The 19,682-nt window shown below is 71.8% G+C and carries 15 protein-coding genes; 1 reads left to right on the top strand and 14 read right to left on the bottom strand.

The features are described 5' to 3' along the window. Nucleotides 1-55: 55 nt before the first annotated feature. The 11 genes from FXF51_RS27125 to FXF51_RS27075 form a co-directional block, all read right to left on the bottom strand. A complete protein-coding gene (locus FXF51_RS27125) occupies nucleotides 56-1,861 on the bottom strand; it encodes a trypsin-like peptidase domain-containing protein (protein ID WP_148437495.1) in 1,806 nt (601 codons plus the stop codon). Nucleotides 1,862-1,872: 11 nt separating this feature from the next. Continuing rightward, nucleotides 1,873-2,214, bottom strand: a complete 342-nt coding sequence (locus FXF51_RS27120) for a CU044_2847 family protein (protein WP_148437494.1) — start codon at nucleotides 2,212-2,214, stop codon at nucleotides 1,873-1,875. Then, nucleotides 2,211-3,749 carry a vWA domain-containing protein gene (locus FXF51_RS27115; protein WP_148437493.1) on the bottom strand — a complete coding sequence of 513 codons (1,539 nt, stop codon included), beginning with the start codon at nucleotides 3,747-3,749 and terminating at the stop codon, nucleotides 2,211-2,213. The genes FXF51_RS27120 and FXF51_RS27115 overlap by 4 nt, the downstream gene beginning before the upstream one ends. Continuing rightward, nucleotides 3,746-4,126, bottom strand: coding sequence for a hypothetical protein (locus tag FXF51_RS27110; RefSeq protein ID WP_148437492.1), 381 nt, complete (start codon nucleotides 4,124-4,126; stop codon nucleotides 3,746-3,748). Before FXF51_RS27110 ends, FXF51_RS27115 begins: the two co-directional genes overlap by 4 nt. 17 nt (nucleotides 4,127-4,143) lie before the next feature. Then, nucleotides 4,144-5,289 (bottom strand): hypothetical protein, encoded by a 1,146-nt coding sequence (locus tag FXF51_RS61005; RefSeq protein ID WP_187414592.1) that lies wholly within the window; start codon nucleotides 5,287-5,289, stop codon nucleotides 4,144-4,146. Further along, nucleotides 5,286-7,658, bottom strand: a complete 2,373-nt coding sequence (locus tag FXF51_RS27100; protein WP_148437491.1) for a hypothetical protein — start codon at nucleotides 7,656-7,658, stop codon at nucleotides 5,286-5,288. The genes FXF51_RS61005 and FXF51_RS27100 overlap by 4 nt, the downstream gene beginning before the upstream one ends. After that, nucleotides 7,655-8,635 (bottom strand): hypothetical protein, encoded by a 981-nt coding sequence (locus FXF51_RS27095; protein WP_148437490.1) that lies wholly within the window; start codon nucleotides 8,633-8,635, stop codon nucleotides 7,655-7,657. The genes FXF51_RS27100 and FXF51_RS27095 overlap by 4 nt, the downstream gene beginning before the upstream one ends. Beyond that, nucleotides 8,632-10,152 (bottom strand): hypothetical protein, encoded by a 1,521-nt coding sequence (locus tag FXF51_RS61000; RefSeq protein ID WP_187414591.1) that lies wholly within the window; start codon nucleotides 10,150-10,152, stop codon nucleotides 8,632-8,634. Before FXF51_RS61000 ends, FXF51_RS27095 begins: the two co-directional genes overlap by 4 nt. 497 nt (nucleotides 10,153-10,649) lie before the next feature. Continuing rightward, entirely contained in the window at nucleotides 10,650-13,289 is a 2,640-nt protein-coding gene (locus FXF51_RS27085; protein ID WP_148437489.1) for an MGH1-like glycoside hydrolase domain-containing protein, read from the bottom strand. A gap of 88 nt (nucleotides 13,290-13,377) precedes the next feature. Next, nucleotides 13,378-15,012, bottom strand: a complete 1,635-nt coding sequence (locus FXF51_RS27080) for a glycosyltransferase family 2 protein (RefSeq protein WP_187414590.1) — start codon at nucleotides 15,010-15,012, stop codon at nucleotides 13,378-13,380. A 111-nt stretch (nucleotides 15,013-15,123) separates the two neighbouring features. Continuing rightward, nucleotides 15,124-15,822 (bottom strand): TetR/AcrR family transcriptional regulator, encoded by a 699-nt coding sequence (locus FXF51_RS27075; RefSeq protein ID WP_148437488.1) that lies wholly within the window; start codon nucleotides 15,820-15,822, stop codon nucleotides 15,124-15,126. Nucleotides 15,823-15,894: 72 nt separating this feature from the next. On the opposite strand from FXF51_RS27075, the gene FXF51_RS27070 reads away from it, so the two are divergent. Then, nucleotides 15,895-16,950, top strand: a complete 1,056-nt coding sequence (locus FXF51_RS27070) for a hypothetical protein (RefSeq protein ID WP_148437487.1) — start codon at nucleotides 15,895-15,897, stop codon at nucleotides 16,948-16,950. On the opposite strand, the gene FXF51_RS27065 is transcribed toward FXF51_RS27070, so the two are convergent. The 3 genes from FXF51_RS27065 to FXF51_RS27055 all read right to left on the bottom strand — a co-directional run bounded on the left by FXF51_RS27065 (nucleotide 16,901) and on the right by FXF51_RS27055 (nucleotide 19,485). Next, nucleotides 16,901-17,848 carry a polysaccharide lyase family 1 protein gene (locus FXF51_RS27065; RefSeq protein WP_148437486.1) on the bottom strand — a complete coding sequence of 316 codons (948 nt, stop codon included), beginning with the start codon at nucleotides 17,846-17,848 and terminating at the stop codon, nucleotides 16,901-16,903. The genes FXF51_RS27070 and FXF51_RS27065 overlap by 50 nt on opposite strands. A 222-nt stretch (nucleotides 17,849-18,070) precedes the next feature. Continuing rightward, entirely contained in the window at nucleotides 18,071-19,222 is a 1,152-nt protein-coding gene (locus FXF51_RS27060; RefSeq protein ID WP_262379865.1) for a ribonuclease inhibitor, read from the bottom strand. Continuing rightward, nucleotides 19,219-19,485, bottom strand: coding sequence for a hypothetical protein (locus FXF51_RS27055; protein ID WP_222871488.1), 267 nt, complete (start codon nucleotides 19,483-19,485; stop codon nucleotides 19,219-19,221). The genes FXF51_RS27060 and FXF51_RS27055 overlap by 4 nt, the downstream gene beginning before the upstream one ends. Nucleotides 19,486-19,682: the final 197 nt, after the last annotated feature.

Raw genomic sequence — 19,682 nt, 5'->3', positions numbered from 1 at the left:
TGAACCCATCGGCGGGCGACTGCAACTCAGCCTCCTCGGTTCGAGTCTTGGCAGGTCATAGCGTTGTGTAGGGCTCGTCGTCGAAGCGCAAGTGATCGGCGGCGGAAAGGTCGTCGAAAAGCAGGACGAGACCTGCGCCGCAATGGCCGTCGCCCGAGATCAGAGCCTGGTCGCGCAGTTCCTTGACCTTTTTCGGCAGCTCCATGAGCGGGGTCCGGGCGAGCTCCCCGGCGAGCTCCGTCATCCGGTCCGAGCCGGTGCAACGGTTCGCCGGAGCCGGGCAGGGCGCACGCCACCACAACACGACCGGCACGCCGTACCTTGCCGCGAGGAGGAGCAAGTCGTGGTCGCAGGAGAACATGAGCCCCGCCCGCTCGCCGGCGTTGCCCAGGAACCAGCCCCTCCGCTGCCTGTCGGTGTATCCGGCCAGCTCGTGACCGCAGTCGACCGGGAGCAGGGGGAGAGGCGGCGCCGCGTTCTCCAGGACCTTCCACCGGGCGTCGAGCGAGTCGCCGTGGTTCTCCGCCGCGGAATGGTCGCGGACGATGATGGGGAAGCGGCTGCCCAGCGTCATTCCCGGGTCGTGCTCCATCAGCCCCGCCCACTCCTCCACGTCGAGGCTCAGCAGGTCGCCGGGAAGGTTCAGGTAGATCGCGGGATCGTGCCTGCTGCGGCCGAGCCTCCTCAGCGGGGCCCGCAAGTCTCGCTTCAGCCCGTCCTCCAGCTCGTCCCGGGAGAGCGGGGTGGAATAGGGCGGCTGATGCGGCTCGGATTCCCTGACGACGTACCGGTAGAGCGGCGGCCCCGCCTGACGGCTCTGCTGCCCGTGCACGACCTTGACGGCCACGGCGGACACCTCGGATACCGCGGCCTCGAGCGCCGCGGCCCAGAGTCTCTCCTGTCCGAGGAACTTCGCCCACTGCTCGCCGCACGCCATGAGCCTGCTTCTGACATCCCGGGCGGCCGGCGGAAGCACCCGCACGATCAGTCCCAGGACGGGATGGAGCCGGTCCAGGTCGCCCGTCTCCGCGAACACGTGGTGAGCGATGTCCCAGTAGTCACGCACGCGCGGCGGCATCCGCCGTTCCGGCGCGGCCAGCTCCGGCCTGGTGCTTCCGAGCAGCTTTTCCGGGTTCTCAGGCCGGGGCAGCTCCGCCAGTAGTTCCAGCAGCCGGGCTTCGTACTCGATCCGCTCCCCCAGCTGCTTCACCCGGTGCGTGATCCAGTGCCGGTGCGTGACGTGGTAGCGGATGTTCTTCCGCCAGATGTCCCGGTAGAGCTCGGGCCGCAGCCCCATCAGGTCGCTGAGGCGCACGGCCATGGAGCCGCCGTCCTTTGCGGCCTTCACGACGCCGATCACCGCGTGAGCGCCGGGCGCGTCCATCGGAGAGCCGGAACAGCCCTCGGCGATCTCCATCGTCGCCAGCCGCAGATCCTCGTCCTCGGTGCCGCTCACCAGGCTGACCTTCGTGAAGTACAGGCTTCCGAGCCGACCGCGGGCGAACCTGTTCAGCAGGTAGCCGTGGGAATAGGTGGCGATCTCGGGCTCGTCGCCGCTTGACAGCCCGCCGAAGCCCATCCAGACGCACGCGCGTGCGCCTCCGGAAATCTTCACCACCGCCAGGTCGGGCATGTCGTACACGGCGTCGTCGCCCCACTCGGGCGGAAGCACCTCGAGCACCTCGCCGGTGATCGACTCGTCCGGCCACACCACGTCGACCAGCTCTCCTTTGGCGGCGGCGCCGGCCGCGGCCAGCACGTGCGCGCACGTCACCACGTGCTCCGGCGAGAGCAGGAAGCCGCTTCCGCACAGTGCGCCGCCGTCGTGCGCGCCGATGGCGACGACGCACGGGTCGAGCAAGCCTCTCAGGGTCACTGGACGATCTCGCCCCCTACCGGACGGCCGTTCCAGGTCATGGTCACGGTGACGGTGGCGTTGGTGCTGACGTCGGCGAGCGCGGCCAGTATCTCCCCGGACTGACAGCCGACCTCCAGGCCGAACTCCACGCTCACCTCGTCCGGCCTGGCCTCGGCGATGGACTTCTGCACGCTGCTGACGATGCCCCTGAGGGTTTCGCCGAAGCCCTTGAGCCGCTTGGTGCCGATCGCCACGTCCCGCGGCCCACCTGATCGGCCGGCGTCGGCGGGATCTACGGTGACCGCGACCCAGATCGTCTCGTTCGTGTCCAGCATGACCCGCTCGAACCTCTTCATCCGTCCTCGCTCATCGCCTTGTGGATGAACTCCACGCCGTTGATCATTACTTTCTGTCCTGGAGGACAGTCCGCGGTGTCGTTCCTGCCGGCTGTCGCGTCCGGGTAGTAGGTGATCGTGACGCCGTCATCAGGGGCCGCGCGCACCTCGACGCTGCCCTGGGCCGTCCCGCCGGGCAGCTCCAGAGCGGGCGCCAGGTCGCCCGTCCGTACCCGGCGGTGTCCGCCGAGGCGGACGGGACCCAGCTTGTGCTCCTTCCACTCCTCGCCCGCGGCATGGAGATAGGCCGACCACAACAGCCCGCGCATCTTCGGCGGCAGCTTTCTCTCGGCCCGCACGTACATGAACCGCGACATGAGCAGGGCCACGAGCAGCACGGCCGCGAGCGCGAACACCCAATAGGCGGGTTCGCCGCGCATGGCGCCGCTCCCCCTGGCCGTCTCCGTCCTGGCCTCCCGCTCGCCGAAGCTCAGGCCCAGCAGGCGCAGGTCGCTCTCCCACGGCGTGGCGAGCCGCACGGCGGCCTGGACCGTTCGGTCGAGTTCGATGACGAACGGGCGCATGGGGATCAGGGGCGGCTTGTCCCAGGACACCTGGATCGGCACCGACACCGTGCCGTCCGGCCGTAACGGAATCGGCGCCGGCGCGGTGGAGCGACCAGTCATCCGCCTGTCTCCGGCCGAGACGGTGACCTCGACCGAGCGCAGTTCCAGCGGCAGCACCTCGGTCTCGGAACGGACGTCGAGAGTCAGCGTGGCGGTGCCCTCGGCCGGGTCCAGCCGGACGTCCGACTGCTGCCACCGCAGGTCGACGCCCCGGGTGAGGTCCGGAGCCACGAGCCGCCTGGCCTCCGCGCGCAACGCCTCCTCCCTGAGCCGGGACAGGTCCTTGCGCGCCTGGGCCTCTCGCGGGTCCAGGATCTGGGCGTTCTGCGGGAAGACCCGCTCGATGATCTCGTCCTGGTGGCGGCGGATCTCCGCGTCGCCGATCGGGAACGAGAAGACCAGCGGTTGCGGCTTCAGCTTGGCTGCCTGGCCGCGCAGTTCCTTCCAGGCGGGCCCGTCGCCCCTGCCGTAGGGACTGCCGGGCGCCGGATCCTGGATGCCGTCGCTGATGAGCATGACGGCCGTCAGCCGGGTCGGCTGCTCGGCCACGCGGTGCACGACCCAGGCCAGGGCCCGCCCGAGGTCGCTGAACTCTCCCGTCGGCGCGGGCAAGGCGTCCACGTCCTCGTCGCCCTCCAGCACGCCGGTGCGGTGCGGCCTCCTGTCGAAGCGGACCAGCGTGACCGCATCGTGCTCTCCCTTGGCCAGCAGCAGGCCCTTGAGCTGCCGCTCGACGGTCTTCTGCTGAGAGCGCATGCTGCCCGACGTGTCCAGCAGGACGACGAGGTCGGCGGGACGCCCCCGCAGACCAAGCGCCTCGTAGATCGCCGTGGGGGCCGGTTCCGCGGACGCCGGTGGTGGCGACCACGGCTGCACGGACGCGGGCAGCAGCGCTGCCAGCAGAGCGGTCAGGGCCGCTCGCGCCCTCACGCGTCATGCCCCTTATCGCGCGCTCTGGCTCTCTCCTCCTCATCCAGTCTCACCGCGTTGTGCAGGAGGACCCCCTCCTCGCCCACGGCCTTCAGCCCGTCGATGTCCCGCTCGAGCTCGTGGCGCTTGGTGTCCCCGATCACGGCCATGTCGAACAGGGCCCGCGCGTGCTTCTTGAACGTTGAGCTCCTCGACATGGCCTCGTTCAGAATGAACACGGCGGTCAGCGCCCGGGCTCCGTCGCATCTCTTGAGCGCCTCGTCGGCCAGCGTGAAGGCATGCTCCAGGAGCCTGAGCTCGTCCAGCGGCTCGGCCCTGCCGGAATCGAGGGCCTCGACGAGGCTCTTGAGCTTCTGCAAGGCGATTTCGGGGATCATCTCGCTCTCTTCACTGCTCAGATCGGGAGAGTGCCCAGGGGCACGGAGGACTCGACGGCTCCGCCGCCGGCGGGAGTAAGGACGAGGTCGCCGTGCCCGCTCTGGCCGACGCGCACGCCGAGGTGGTACCGGCCCGGGGGCACGTCGAGGGCGCATTCCAGATGGCGGCCGGTGGCCGGGTCGCCCACGGCCACCAGGAGGCGGTGGCCGGCCTCGACGAGAACCGACTCCATCCTGTCCTGGGCGTAGTACGTGCCGCCGCCCAGGCGTACCTGGTCAGGGGCGGCCAGTTCCAGCCATTCGCCGTGGGAGCCGATCCCTTCGTGCCGGTGGGCGGCGACGGACAGCAGGAACGGGTAGTGGTCGTAGGCAGGCTGGCCCGCCGCGACCCTGGCGGCGCCGTACGCGGCGGCGTTGAGCGACTCGTCATGAGCCAGCGGCAGCACAGCGCCCTCGCTCAGGCCGAGGGCGTCGCGGACCGCGTCGCGGACGAGGGCGAAGACGTTCGCGCCGCCCAGCGGCACCAGCAGGTCACCGGATCGGCTGCCGAAGTCGGGCCGGCGGTCACGCATTCGCGCGGCCGACCGGGCGGCGAGTTCGGCGACCCGCTGGACCAGCTCGTGGACCTGCGCGGTCGTCACGCACAGATCCCGGAACGCCGGCGTGTCCCCCCACTGCGAATCGCGGACGACCCAGGCCAGCAGGCTACGCAACCGCTCCTCCGCGTCGTCGTCGCGGTGGTCGAGCCTCCTGTCGAACACTCCGGCGCCGCGCAGCCCGTCCATCTCCGCCGCGAGGTCGAGACAGGCGCCGTGCTCGCTGTCTAGGACGTAGATGACGGAGGCGCCGAGCTGGCAGAGGTAGAGGTCGATGGAGGCGGCGCCGGCATCGCACAACAGGACGCGGCGGCCGGGACGGATCTGCCGTTCCGCGGCCAGGTGCAGAAGGACCGCCCGGGGCGGGCTGATGGTAATAACGTCGCGGAACCCGGCCCGCCTGGCCCTCTCGACCACGTCCAAGCCCTTCGCCGCGGCCAGGACCACGTGCGAGCAGGCACCCATGTAGCGCTCGCCCGTGGCCAGCCGGGTGATCAGGGCAGGACCGTCGGCGGTCACCTCGGCGACCTTGACGTACGCTCGGCCGGCGTCGACTCCCAGCTTCACGCGTCCTCCCCCTTCGCTTCCGTCCACCGGCCAGGGGACGAGCCGTGCAGCCGCCACAGCAGTCGTGACCGCACCGGCGGCGACGGCCCGGCGCCGGGGCCGGCCCGCGCGATCTCCAGCAGCCACCGCAGCCGGTCGAGCTCGGCCCGCAGCCGCATGACGTCGCCGGGGATCTGCTCGCGGATCCATGCGGCGTAGTGCGGCGCGCCAGGATGGTGCACGAGGATCTCCATTAGCCGCCGGTAGCCGGTCGTGGACGGCTCGCCGTGCCTGACTGCCTCCTGCCACAGGTGGCGCAGCAGCTCGTGCAGGGCACGCGAATCATGGGAGCGCGACCAGCGCGCCAGCAATGGCCCAGGGTCGAAGCCCGGGCCCACCGACGCCAGCGCCCGCGCCCACAACGCGGCCAGCGTCGCGGGAGGCGCGTCGTCCTCGGCCGCGCCCATCAGGGACCGCACGGCCGGGTTCGCGTCGAACCGCTGCCGGACGACGATCTCCGTCGCCTTCTCGCGGCGCTCCAGCTCGTTCAGGAGAGGATGGCGATGGTCCAGCGGGGCGACGATCAGACGGGTCACCTCCTGGCTGAGCCGCCGGTCGGGCAGATCATCCCAGACCTGCTCGAAGCTCGCCGCGTACCGTTCGGCGGCGTGGTGGTCCACCTCGGTGGCGAAGCGGGGAGCGCCGCCGAGCAGGACCGCGAGCACGTCGAGGCGGGCGCCCGCCTCCGCCGGGACAGGCCCGATGCCGGAGAGGACCTTGGCCAGCTCCTCCCGAGCCTCGCAGGCAGGCCCGCGGGCCAGGGCGAGCAGCCGTCCGTACAGGGAGGGATGGAGCAGCACCTCCTGCGCGTGGGACGCGCCTGCGGCGGCCCGCAGCAGGACGACGAACGCCACGTCCCCGCCGAGGCCGTGCAGGTGGGTCAGCGCCGGCTCCGGCGGTGGTTCGGGCGGGCTGAGCAGCACCGCGGCGAAGGCCGTCAGCCAGGCGAGCGTGGTGTCGGAGCCGTCCCCGGCGCAGCGGAGCACCCAGGCGCGCAGGCGCTCGGCGGAGCCCTCCGTCGCGAGCCGGGCGATCAGCAGGTAGAGGACGTGGGGACGAGCCAGCAGGGCTGCGCAGGTGCGGCGCCCGGGTGGGTCTTCGTCGGCGAGCAAGGCGATCGTGGCGTCCTGCGGCACCCCCGGCTGGCCGAGCAGGCCCGCCAGCCAGTCGTCGCGCCCGCCGTGCCGGTCGGCCAGGCTCAGGAACGCGCGTGCCGGCCGCTGATCGTGTCCGGCCAGCCGCCGGCCGGCCACCGCCAGCGTGATCGGCGCTACGGCCGGCCAGTGAGCGGCCAGGACCGTGAGATCCTCGGGCTGGGCCCGCTCGGCCAGACGGCACAGCAGCTCATCGCGCTGCGCGCCGGTGAGCTTGTCGAAGGAGGGATCGAGTGCCGCGGCCCGCTGCTCCCCGGCCGTGGCACCCTCGCGCAGCCGGTGCAGCACCGCCATGGCCGTGCGGTGCTGCTCCTCCAGCACCGCACGCAACCCCGGGCTGCCGAACTCCAGCGGCTCGCGCAGCCCGCCCAGCCGGCGCCGCAGCACGTCGGGCGCCTGGTCCAGCATCGTGAGAAGCCATCGCAAGTACGACAGCGCGTACTCGTCGCAGGGCCGCGGCGGCGGTTGCGCCCAGCGCACCTCCTGCTGCCGCGGCCCGGCCCATCGGCCGAACATCAGCCGGATTGGGTGGTCGGTGGCGTTGTCGGTCCACGTGCTCGCCGTCAGGGTAGCCCTGACGCCATACGGCAGGAACATGGTGACCGCGTCCATGCAGTCGAGCCGTTCGAGCGGGCTCAGCGGCGGCGCGCCGGTGACCACGACGGGGCCGCCGAGCAGCAGCGCCGCCACTCCGGCGCACCACCGTGGTTCGCCCTGGGTACTGCCGGGCCCACCTGGGTCGTCGCGGTGGGGGAGCTCGAGGCTGAGCCGCCGACCGTTCAGGGCGGGGGACGGGGCGCGCAGGACGGCCTCGTAGAGGTCGCGGTAGCCGGCGCCGGTAGCGGCACCGTCGTCGTAGGGAAAGGTGTAGTACCGGGTCGGCAGGATCGCCCGGCCGCTGACGTCCACCTCCTGCGACCACTCCCGCACGGCGATGGCCGACCAGCGCCGCCCGTCGCCGCCCTCCTCGGGCGCGCTGAAGGTCACCCAGGGCAGCGCGTCCACGGCGCCTTCCCGGCGGCCGTGCGGCGTGCCGGGGTCGGCGAGCCTGATGAGCTGCTCGAACCGTACGTGCTCGCCCGGGCTCCGGCTAGAGCCGACGATGCCGTAGTCGTCGGAGGACCGCGGCGGTTTGGACCACACCGCCCAGTCGGCCATGATTGTCCGCCTGCTCATGGTGGCTTCCTGAGCCTCCGTTCCAGCTCGAGGAAGGGCTCGATCACGTTGATCGGGTGCATCTGCTCGACCCGGTTGTCCTGGAGGTTCGCGTACTGCCGGGCGTCGAACCGCCTGCCGTCGAAGCGCTTGAAACCGATGGAGGAGGAGACGAAGTAGCAGGTGCGGTCCGGGTCGAAGTGCTTGCCGAGGAGCTGGTCCACGTGCTGGCCCGCATGGCGGCCGAAATGGTGGCAGGCCCAGGTGAAGTAGTCCTTCGCATCGCGTTCCTTGACCCGCGGGACGCTGTCCGGATCGTCCTGGGTGCCCCAGCCGGCCGCGCGAGCCGGCAGGAACACCTCGGGGTGATCCCATTTGGTCACGCAGACGGCGACCTCGAACGGCAGGAAGGCGCTGCTCCTGCCCTCCTCCGCCAGGAGGGTCGCGATGTGGTGCAGCAGGTCGAACAGGTGGTCGGCGCTGTCGCAGTCGCGCTCCTCCCTGATCGGGTCGAACAGCAGCACCAAGCCGTCACACATGGTGAGCTGGCGCGCCACCTTCTCCAGGTACACGTTGCCGTCCTTGAAGACGCCGCCGGGCCGGTCCTGGACGCGCAGCACGAACCCGGTCCTCCCGCCTTCCGGGCGCTGCCCGTCGAAGCTGAACCGCAGCTCGTTCTCCGCCTGCGTGGCCTCCGGGAACCTGCCCTCGTTGATCAGGCGTCGCTTGCCCTCGATGAGGAAGTTCTTGGCGGCGTCGTCCAGCCCGCTGACGCGCCAGTCGCCGTAGCCGAGCGTGCCGTCGGTGTGGGCCAGCGCGTTGACGAAGGTCGTCTTGCCGCTGGAGGCGGCGCCCCAGAGACCGATGTGCAGGTCGTCGGAGAGCGAACCAGACGGTGGGAGCGGGCCGTGGTCGTGCTGCTCGTGCCGCGTCACGTCCTCGAACCCCGGCTCGGACCTCGGCGCGCCGGGCAGGGGGGATGGCGGGATGTCGGTCATCGTCCGGCTCCTTCCTGGGCGAACGGGAAGTCGCCGCCCAGGCCCATGTTCCGTACGAGCTGGTCGACGGTCACCTCGCCGGCCTCGAAGCGGCCGTGCTCCCCCAGTGCCTGCCACGATCGGCCCTTGTCCTTCTTCTCGCCCTTGCCGACCACTGCCAGGCAGGTCACGCCGCGCTGCTTGATCCGGGAGAGCTCGTCCCGCCAGGAGCGCCGCTTCGGGCAGCCCTCCGGCGGGGACTTGCTGAACTGGTCGATCGCGCAGGGCATGCGGTCTCCCAGGGTGACCATGAAGCGGACGCTCTCGGTGCGCCAGGTCAGGCGCGAGGCCTCGTACAGAGCGTCCGACATCGCCGCCGTGGTCGGGTGCGGACGGCGGCCCCGCTGCCAGGAGTCGAGCCGGGCCACGGCGTCGCCGGGATCGCCGAACGGCACGGTGCTGAGCAGGTTTCTGGAGTCGTACAGGGTGTCCCTGCCGTGGTCGCGATAGCCGATCAGGCCGATCCGCAGCAGCCCGGGGGCGGTCAGTGCCCGTCCGGCCTGCGCGATCACCCCGTGGATCAGCTTGCGCCTGTCGTGCCACGTCTCGTCCAGCTCGGTGTTCAGCTCCACCAGGAAGAGCAGGTCGGCGGCCGGTGGCCGATGTTTCCAGGCGAGGTAGGTCTCGTACAGCTCGCTCCAGGACCGGAAATCGGGCGGCACGTCCTCGTCGCGGCAGCGCAGGCGTACCTGGCTGACGTCGTCGAGCACCGCTCGCAGGTCGGCGTGCCCGCCCTTGGCCAGCGGCAGGAGGCCACCGCCGACCAGTTTCCAGCTCTCCGGCGGCCCAGCGGTGCCCTGGACGACCGGCAGGCTCACCTCGCCGTCGGTCACCAGCGGCGCCCGGACGGTCAGCCGGGCCAGGGCGTCCTCACCGGGGATCCTGCCTGCCTCGAACAGCGTCCGCGTGACCAGTGACACGCGGTCGCCCTCGAAGCGCACCAGCACCAGCGAGTACCGCTCAGGAGACGGTGATCGGCCGGTCACCTCCCCGACGACCTCGCCGAGGCGCTGCCCGCGCCGCACGGCGACGGGCGTGCGGCGCTTGCGCAGTTCCTCGGCCACCCGGTCGAGCAACGGCCAGTGCGTAAGCTCCAGCACCAGGACTACGGACGCGCCACTGCCTTCGGTCAGCCCGTACGTCTCGTCGAGCCGGTCGAACAGGGCGTTCGCGTGGGCAGCGGCGTTCAGGACGCCGTCGGGCACGTCGCCCACGCCGCCGGCGAGCACGAACCGGCAGATCGCGGGGTTCTTGGGCAGCCCGGTGCCCAGTTCCGACCAGGTCGAGCTCCAGGCGGAGCCGCTCACCTCCAGGTGCGCTCCGTGCCGACCGGCCGTGATCAGGCGTGCTTCGGCGTGGTCGGGGCCGAGGCCGACGACCACCAGTTTCGGGATCCTGCGGGCGATGACGTGGCCCAGCGTCTCGCTCAGCCGGCTGTCCACGGACCAGGAGGACGTTCGCGCGGTCCGCCGCAGCATACGGCAGCCCGCCACCTGCTCTTCCGTCGGCGGTGACCCCCTGACCGCGCGCTCCAGCAGGTGCCGGAGAATGCGTGGATCCTCTTCCTCGTGAGCCCGCGAGGCCAGGAGCGCGGCACAAATGTCATAATCTCTTTGGGAGCGTTCCACTTTGGCGTGGAATGTCCCTAGAGTGGCAGTATCCAGCGGCCCAAGAATCAGTGGCGTGCGCACCTGCCATGCGCACTGTTCGCATTCGTCACTTGCGCACCGAGACCGACAGATTGGACATCTCACCATTTCTGTCCAGGGTGTTTGAGATCCACGCGCGCACGCCCCCTTCACCCCCCGAGAGCCCATCTCCGCTTGGCAAACAGGATATTTCGCGGAAGCCCGCCGTGCGCATGGGTACGACTTTTTTGTGCGGCTGGTTCTGGGCTACGACGACATTCGAAAAAGCCGGCCTGACGACAAGGTTCGGCGGAGCCGCATGGCAGCTCCGCCAAACCGGGGGCCTGCTAGAAGTCGGTCGCCGACAGGCGGCCGTAGACGATCATGAGCACCGCCACCAGCGATGTCCACCCCGTCTGGTGCGCCGCACCCAGACCGGCCCCGTCGTCACCGTGGAAGTACTCGTGGAACTGGATCAGGTCCCGCCAGTGCGGGTCCTCCTGGAAGATCCGCTGCCCGCCGTACACCGGCCGCCGCCCGTCCTGACCCCGCAGGAACGTGCGCACGAGCCGGTCCGAGATCTCCTTGCTCACCTCGAACAGCGTCATCCGGTTGCCCGAGCCCGTCGGGCACTCCACGGTGAACTCGTCGCCGTAGAAGGCGTACAGGTGTAGCAGCGCCCTGATCAGCAGCACGTTGATCGGGAACCACACCGGCCCGCGCCAGTTGGAGTTCCCGCCGAACATCCGGCTGTCGGACTCGGCCGGCAGGTACGCCACCTTGTACTCGCGGCCCTGAACCGTGAACGAGTACGGGTGATCCGCGTGGTGCCGCGACAGCGACCTGATCCCGTACGGGCCGAGGAACTCCTCCTCGTCGAGCATCCGCGCCAGCACCCGGCGCAGCTTCCGCTCGTCCAGCAGCGACAACATGCGCCGCCCCGCCACGCCGGGCCGCTCCGCCGCCGACATGCCCTCGGCCAGGTCGGGGTGGCGGCTCGCGAACGCCCTGACCCGGTTGAACAGCCGGGCCTCCGACTCCTCCGCGCGCGGCGTGAAGACGGTCGTGGCGCACATCGGCAGCAGCCCCACCAGGGAACGCACCTTGAGCCGGACGGCCTCGCCGTCAGGCAGCCGCAGCACGTCGTAGAAGAAGCCGTCCGCCTCGTCCCACATCTCCTCCTTCAGATCGCCGACCCGGTCGGTCGAGGCGGAGATGCGCAGGAAGGCCTGCGCGAAGCGCACCGCGAGATCCTCGTACGCGGGCGCCCGGTCCGACAGCTCGGCGGCCATCTGCAACATCGTCTGCGTGTAGAACGCCATCCACGCCGTGCCGTCGGCCTGGTCCAGCGAACCACCGGTCGGCAGCGTGGCGCTGCGGTCGAACACGCCGATGTTGTCCAGGCCGAGGAAGCCGCCCTGGAAGACGTTGCGCCCGTCGGGGTCCTTGCGGTTGACCCACCAGGTGAAGTTCACCAGCAGCTTCTGGAAGACCCGCTCCAGGAAGTCCAGGTCGCTGTGGCCGTCGAGCCTCCTGTCCAGGCTGTTGACGAAGCGCGCCGCCCACGCCTGCACGGGCGGGTTGACGTCGGCGAAGTTCCACTCGTACGCGGGCACCTGCCCGTTGGCGTGCAGGTACCGCTCGCCCAGCAGCACCTCGATCTGGTGCTTGGCCAGGTCGAGGTCCACCACCGACAGCGCGACCGCGTGGAACGCCAGGTCCCAGGCGGCGAACCAGGGATACTCCCACGTGTCCGGCATGACGAGCACGTCGTCGGCCGTCATGTCGAACCAGGCGTGGTTGCGCTGCCCCGTGCGCGTCCACGGGTCGGCGCCGTGCTCCGCCAGCCACGTCTCGACGTCGAAGTAGTAGTACTGCTTGCTCCACAGCAGGCCCGACAGCGCCTGCCTGAGCACCATCGCCTCGTCCTGGCCCGCCTCCGGCGGGGTGAGCGCCGCGTAGAACGCGTCCGCCTCCGCCCGCCGCTGCCGCAGCACCTCGTCGAAGCCCGCACCCAGCGGGTCGGGGCCCGCGTCGCCCGCGGCCAGCCGCAGGCGCACCGTCACCTCGCCGCCCGCTGGCACCGTCAGCGTGTGGTGCACGGCCGCCTTGGTGCCCGTACGCTGCGGGTTCACCGCGCCGCTGTCGCCGCGCACCACGTGACGGTCGATCGCGTCCTTCACGTACGGGGAGGCGTTCCTGCCGCCGTACAGCCGCTCGTGGTTCGTCTCGTTCTCGGTGAACAGCAGCGGCGCGTCCGCCGCGCAGTGCAGCCGGTACGTCCCCAGCTCCGAATGGTCCGCCCGCACCACCCCCGGCCCCTCGGCCCGCATCTCCGGCTTGGCGGCCCCCGCGCCCCACGACCACGTGTTGCGGAACCACAGCGTCGGCAGCACGTGGACCGTCGCCGCCTCCGGGCCCCGGTTCGCGACCGTGACGAGCATCAGCAGGTCGTCGGGGGCGGCCTTGGCATACTCGGCGAACACGTCGAAGTACCGGCCGCCGTCGAAGACGCCCGTGTCGAGCAGCTCGTACTCGAAGCCGTGCGCGTCCCTGGCCGCGTTCGTGGTGACCAGGTCGTTGTAGGGGAACTCGGCCTGCGGGTACTTGTAGAGGTAGCGCATGTAGGAGTGGGTGGGCGTGCTGTCGAGGAAGAAGTAGTGCTCCTTGACGTCCTCGCCGTGGTTGCCCTCGCCGTTCGTCAGCCCGAACGGCCGCTCCTTCAGGATCGGGTCCTTGCCGTTCCACAGCGCCATCGACAGGCACAGCCGCTGCTTGTCGTCGCTGACGCCGCCGAGCCCGTCCTCACCCCATCGATAGGCGCGGGAACGGGCGTGGTCGTGCGGGAAGTGGTTCCACGCGTCGCCGTTCACGCTGTAGTCCTCGCGGACGGTGCCCCACTGCCGCTCGCTCAGGTACGGTCCCCACCGGCGCCAGGGGGCGTCCGGGGCGGCCGACTGCGCCAGTCGTTCTCGTTCGGCATCCATGGGCGCAGCATCCTCCGATGCCCGCCCGCTGCCTCCTTCCCGGGAAGTGAGGTTTCCCAGCCACGCGCCCTGCCGCACCTCCGGGGTGTCAGTCGCGCGTCCGCTTGGCCAAGACCCGCTTCATCCGGCGCGCCAGGACGGCGCGCACGCCGTCCTGCCCGCGCCTGGCCACGTGCAGCTCGCGGCGCAGCGTGCCGACCTCGCGCCGCAGCTCCACGGTGCTCCTGCGCCAGCGGGCCGCCTCGTCCCGCCACTTGGCGACCTGCGCCCGCAGCCGCTCGGCCTCCTTCGCCAGCCGGGCCGCCTCCGCCTCGGCCTGCGTCCTGGCCTTGTACGCGGCCCGCCGCCCGACGATCTCACCCGGCTCGCCGCCGAACCCGTACTCCTCACCGACGACCCACCGCACCCCCGACACGTCCTCCACGACGTCGTCGAGCGCCTCGCCATGACGGGCCACGATCCGGGCACGGGCCAGCGCCGACACCCGTTCGAGCCGCGCCGAGACCACCTCCACGGACGTCTCCGCCAGCAGCACCTGGATCAGGCCGAGCCCCTCGCCGCGGGCCAGCGCCAGCAGCCTGGCCAGGCTGTCCTCGCCGGGCACCCACCCCGCGGGCAGACGCAGCACGAACGGCACGGACGGGTCCACCCGCTCCTCGGCCGCCAGCAGCACCCGGCTCTCGTGCTCGTAGTGGCCGTGCACCAGCACCAGGTCGAGGTTCGGGTCCTTGAGCGGGGCGCGGCGGTCACGTCCGAGCGTGTCCCAGGGGCCGAGGAGCACCACCGACAGGTCCGCCACGGTCGAGGCGAGCAGCGCGTCCACGGTGGCGCGGACGGCCTCGTACCCGGCGGCGCCGTCCACGACGGCGGTCACGTTCGGCACCTTCCAGCGGCGGGCCGGATGCGTGCGCAGCCACTGGTAGGCGGGGATGCGGTCGGCGACGAAGGCGTGGCTGACCCGGTCGATGCGCTCCTGGTGGCGCATCCGCATGGTCGGGCCGAGATGGTAGGCGCGCGCCCGCGGCTCGGGCACGAACACCGCCCCCGCCTGGTGGAGCCGGTAGCCCATCTCGGTGTCCTGGCCGAGTATCAGATCGTCGTCCATGGGCCCGGCGGCCTCCACCAGGCGGGCGCTGACGGAGGTGGCGCCGCCGACGTGCAGGCTGAACGGCCGCACCGGGTTGTTCGTCAGCCCGTCCGTCCGCTCCACCAGGCCGACCAGCCACGCGTGCGGGTCGGCCGGCTCGAACGCCGCCTCCAGGTCCTCAGGCAGGACGCCGGGCAGCGGAGCGCTCGTGAAGCGGAGGTAGCCGGTGACGGACAGGTAGGGCGCGGTGTGGTGCCAGCGCATGTGCGCCTCGATCGCGCCGGGCGTGAGCACCACGTCCGAGTCCAGCCAGTGGATGACGTCGCCGGTCGCCTCGGCCAGCCCGGCGTTGCGGGCGGCGGCCCGTCCAGGACGTTCACACACCTTCATCCTGGCGGACGTGCCCGCAGGCAGCCGCAGCGGCGGCGAGCTGCCGTTGTCCACCACGATGATCTCGGTCAGCTCCGCCGGGTACGTCTGCCGCGCCAGCCCCTGCAGCACCAGATCCAGCTTGTCCTGCGCGCCGTAGGCCGGGATGATCACGCTGACCCGCAGCTCCGGCGTGTAGCGCTCCGGCGGCCGCAGCACGCGGTAGTCGTTGCCGCGCACCCGCCGCATGCCACCCTCGACGGACATGCCGGCGCCCCCTCTGAGATCGACGAGGGGCTCACTTTAGGTGCTCTACCTGGGAGAAAGCTGTGTCCTCACTAGGAAATCGACATTTCCGCAGCTCACTCTTGACAGCGTTCACCCAGGAAAGGTCCTGGCGCTGACAGGGGCCAGCCAGAGTCCGGCCAGCGCGTCGATGAGGCCGATCGCGGTGGCCTCCCATCCCGCCCGCGCCGCCCCCTCACCTTCGTGCAGCGCCCCCTCACCTTCGTGCAGCGCCCGCTCCCGCTCGGCCAGCGTGTGCACCACCAGCAGGCGGCTCATGTCCCCCCGCTCCCTGTGCACCTCCTCCGGCAGGTCCGGCAGCAGCCGGAACATCCCCTCCAGCGCCCGCCCCATCGACGGCGCCGCCACCGACTCGTCCACCACGATCTGCCGCAGAGCCGGCACCGTGTCGAACTGCGCCAGGCAACGGGCCCGCCAGCTCGGCACACCCAGCGCTTCGAGCTGGCCGGTCGCCGGACGCACCAGGCAGGCGATCCAGCCGCGCGGGTCGCCGGGCTCGGCGATCTCCGCCAGCATGCGCAGCCGCCGCTCCTCCGTCACGGCGGTGTGGCGGCGCACGATCGCCCGCACCAGGTCCGCCTTGGTGCCGAAGTGGTAGCCGACGGCGAAGTTGTTCGCCTGCCCGGCCGCCTGGCCGATCTGCCGGTTCGAGACCTCGCCCACCCCGCGCTCGGCGAAGAGCCGCTCGGCGGCGTCGAGAATCGCCTCACGGGTGTCGTGGGCCCGCTCGGCCCTGCCGGATGCCGCCTGCGCGGTTCTGCTGGAGGACATGCCCACCACCGTACGGGCACCCGCCGCCCGCCGCCCTTCCACCTGGGTGATCCATTGTGGTGTTCTGGGCCCATGCCCAATCTCCCCCGGGTCCTCCTCACGGCGGCCGTGACCCTGCTCGTCGCACCGGGCCTGGCCGCGCTCCTCTACCTCGCCGGCCGGCCAGAACCCGCCGGGCTTCTGGCCGGTCTCGCGGCCGGCCTCCTGCTGCGCGACCGGCCCGCGCGGGCCGCCATGGCGACGTTGTGCGGGAGTGTGGTGGCGGTCGTGGCCGGGTGGCTGGTGGTGCAAGGGCTCCGCGCCGACGGGCCGGACTTTCCCGATGCGATGGCGGGGTGGCCTGGATGGGCGGTGGGCGCCGTCCTCGCCTACGCGGTCGCAGCTCGCCGGCCCGCCACCCGGCTTGGCGCGACTACGGCGCGCGGCTCCGCCACCCCGGCCCGCGTGATCACGCCTCGCGGGTTGCCCCGTCGGCTCGCCGCTTGGACCGGCGCGACCGCGACCGCGACCGCGACCGCGACCGCGACCGCGACCGCAACCGCGACCGCAATCGAGGCCGCAACCGAGGCCGCAATCGCGACCGCGACCGCGGTCGAGCCGCGCCGGCGTGGGCCCGCTGCCCGCGCCCTGGTGGCCGCGGCCGTGCTCGCCGCCGTCCTGTGCTGCGGGCAACTCGTCCTCGCGCAGGCGGCCGGGATGACGCTGTGGGAGACCTACCACGAGTGGGACGGCCCCGGCCTGTACCGGGACCTCACCAGAGCCACCTGGTACCCCGCCGCGGCCGTGGTCGTGGCGACGCTGACCACGACCCAGATGTCCGGGGAACGCGGCAGGTCCTGGGCCGTCCCGGTGGCCGCATGGCTCGGCTGCGCCCTGATCGGCGGCCCCGTCCAGTACGCGCAGGCCCGCGCGTGGCGCCGACCCATGCGCGGCCTCGACCTCCTGTGCGTGGCGCAGAGCCCACGCGCGGCCTCAGCCCCGCGTGTGTGGCGCCGAGCCCATGTGCGTGCCGGCGCGGCCGTCGAGGCCGTGAGCGCGGGGAGATCAGGCCGCGCTCACGGCTGCCCGGCCGCCGCCGTCAGATGGAGATGCGGCCCGCGCCCGCCCCCGCCGTCACGATGGACTTGACGCTGGAGGCGGAGTCGAGCGAGTACGCGTACGGGATCGACCGCACGCTGCCACCACTCTGCCCACTGCCCGAGTTGACGAAGTGGTTGTTGCGGGCCACCAGGGTTCCGGCCGGCGAGCTGCCCTCGCCCAGGTGGAACGGGTCGTCGGTGTTCTCGAAGTAGTTGCCTTCGACGAGCACGCCGCCCTCCATGGTGGAGGCGACGCCGTAGCTGCCGACGCTGCCGTAGAAGTTGTTGAAGACGTGCACCGGGTTGCCGAAGCGGACGCGCGGGTGGCGCTGGTTCGTGCCGTCGAACCAGTTGTGGTGGTAGGTCACCCGCAGGCGACCGCGGTCCTCGGAGGCGTTGCTGTCGCTGTGGCCCAGGAGCATGGTCTTGTCGTGGTCGAAGAACCTGTTCCAGGACACGGTGATGTAGTCGCTGGACCGCTTGATGTCCAGGGCTCCGTCGCCGCCGTTGCTGAAGGTGTTGTGGTCGATGTAGACCCGGGTCGAGTACTGGACGTTGATCCCGTCGTCACCCCAGTTCCTGAACGTGAGGTTGCGGATGATGACGTTCGACGCCTGCGACACGTTGAAGCCGCACCCGGAGATGGTCGCGCCCGAGTTGCCGATGACGGTCTTGTTCGAGGCGACGCGGAGCATGCCGGAGCAGGAGATCGTGCCGGAGACCCTGATCACGGCGGCGGAGCCGGAAGACAGGGCGCTGGTCAGCGCTGAGGCGGAGGAGACGGTGGTGGTGGCGGCGCTGCCGCCGCCGGTGGTCCCGCCGCCCTGCGTGGCCCAGCCGACCAGCGGGGTGTCGGCTGCCGCCGGTGCCGCGGTCGCCGCCGTGAGCCCAGCCGCCGCGGCGGCCAGGCTGGTGACGAGGGTGAGGACACGTCGTGTTGTGCGCATGTGTGCTCCTACCTACTGCGGGTTGTCTGTAGGTGCTGTCTGTGCCTGGCGTTCACGTATGTGAATGGCAGGCATGGGAGTGAACGCATGCGAATCTAGGAAAGCGCTTTCCGGTCGTCAATGAAGCGCCTTGGACGGCCTTCCGCCGGATCGGCGTCGTGGCCGGTCAGGGCATAACAACGCGATTTTACGGTTGTGAAACTTTCATGTCGGGGCCCCGGCTCAGGCGGGCTTGCGCGTGCGGTGGACGCTGGCGATGGCCGCCACGTCCGGGTGCGGAGACAGGGGCGGCACCGACTCGGACAGCTCGGCCAGCTCGCGCTTGGCACGGGAGGCGACGCCGGGGCCGAGCGCGTACCTGGTGGGTGAGATCGCCCGGCGGGCGCCCGCGACCAGGGCGAGCGCGCCCCGGCCGGTGATGCCTGTGTCGCGCAGGATCAGGTGGGCGAGGCGATGGCGGGTGCCGGAGAGGACGGCGGCTATGGCCGCCGTGGCGGGTTCGTCGAGCCGGTTGTCAGGCGCGCCGAGTGCTCCCGCCGCGCGTACCCGGCTCAGGTCGAGCAGCGTGACGCCCGCTGCCGCGGCGGCGGCGACCAGCTCCATCAGAGGTTCGGGGCCGATGCCGTTGCTCGCCACGGACAGGTGGGTGAGGCCTGGCGGCGCCGCGCGCAGCGCCCGCGCGAGGACGCGGGCGCCGGCGTCGCCCAACCCGGCCGCCGACACGTACAGCTCGTCCACTGCTCCGGTACGCACGACGCGCGCCACCTGGGCCGCGTCCAGGACGTTCCCGCCCAGGTACAGCCGGCCGACGCGGTCGCCGCGCGCCGCCACCGCCTCGACGCCCTCCGCCAGGGCCGCCGACGCCGCCGCGTCCAGGCCGGTCTGCACCAGGTCGAGCGTGGCCAGGCCGCTGCCCCGCGCCAGCAGCCGTCCCGCTGCCCGGCCGCCGTCCCCGCCGAGCGGGTTGCGCTTGAGCCACAGGCCCCGTACGACTCCCGGCGAGGCGATGAGCCGGTCGGCGAGATCGCGGACGCCCGCCGCGCCGATGCCGTTGCAGCCGAGATACACCGTCTCCACCCCGGCGCCGATCGCGCCCCGCGTGGCGTCGGCCGCGCCCGCGTCGCCCAGGCCGTCCGTGCCGAGCAGCAGGTGCCTGACGGGGCCACGTGGCGGGAGGGCGGACACGATCGCCCGCACGCCGTCCGGGCCCAGCGCCTGCTTGCACAGGTCGAGGCGGCCGTCGGGCATGGCCGTTCCGGCGGGGAAGTCGGTGCGCCCGGCGACCTGGCGGCCGGTGCGGAGCCAGTCCAGGAGGGGTGCCAGGTCGTCGAGGGGGCGTGGGGCCACGGGGCCGACGCCCGCCCATCCGGTCACCACGGCACCTGCCGGTAGTCCTTGAGCAGCACGCCGTGCACGGGGTCGCCCGCCTCGCCCCGGATGATCGGGTCGTACACGCGGGCGGCGCCGTCCACCACGTCGAGCGGCGCGCGCCAGCCCGTGGCCGCGCGGCGGTCGCGGTGCGGCAGCGGGTGCTCGTCGGTGATCCATCCCGTGTCCACGCTGCACATGTGGACGTTCTGTGCGGCCAGCTCGGCGGCGCTGGTTCTGCTCAGCATGTTGAGTGCGGCCTTGGCCATGTTGGTGTGGGGGTGGCCGCCGGTCTTGTTCGCGACGGTGAACTGGCCTTCGACGGCGGAGACGTTGATGACGTAGCGGCGGGGGGGGGGGGGGGGGGGGAGCGGGGGGGGGGGGGGGGGGGGGGGTGGGGGGGGGGGGGGGGGGGTGGGTGGGGGGGGGGGGGGGGGGGCCCCCGGGGCCGCCCCGCCGGGGCAGG

The sequence above is a fragment of the Nonomuraea sp. PA05 genome (genome assembly GCF_008086045.1).
Lineage (GTDB): Bacteria > Actinomycetota > Actinomycetes > Streptosporangiales > Streptosporangiaceae > Nonomuraea > Nonomuraea monospora.
This window is presented reverse-complemented; position numbering and strand designations above follow the sequence as displayed.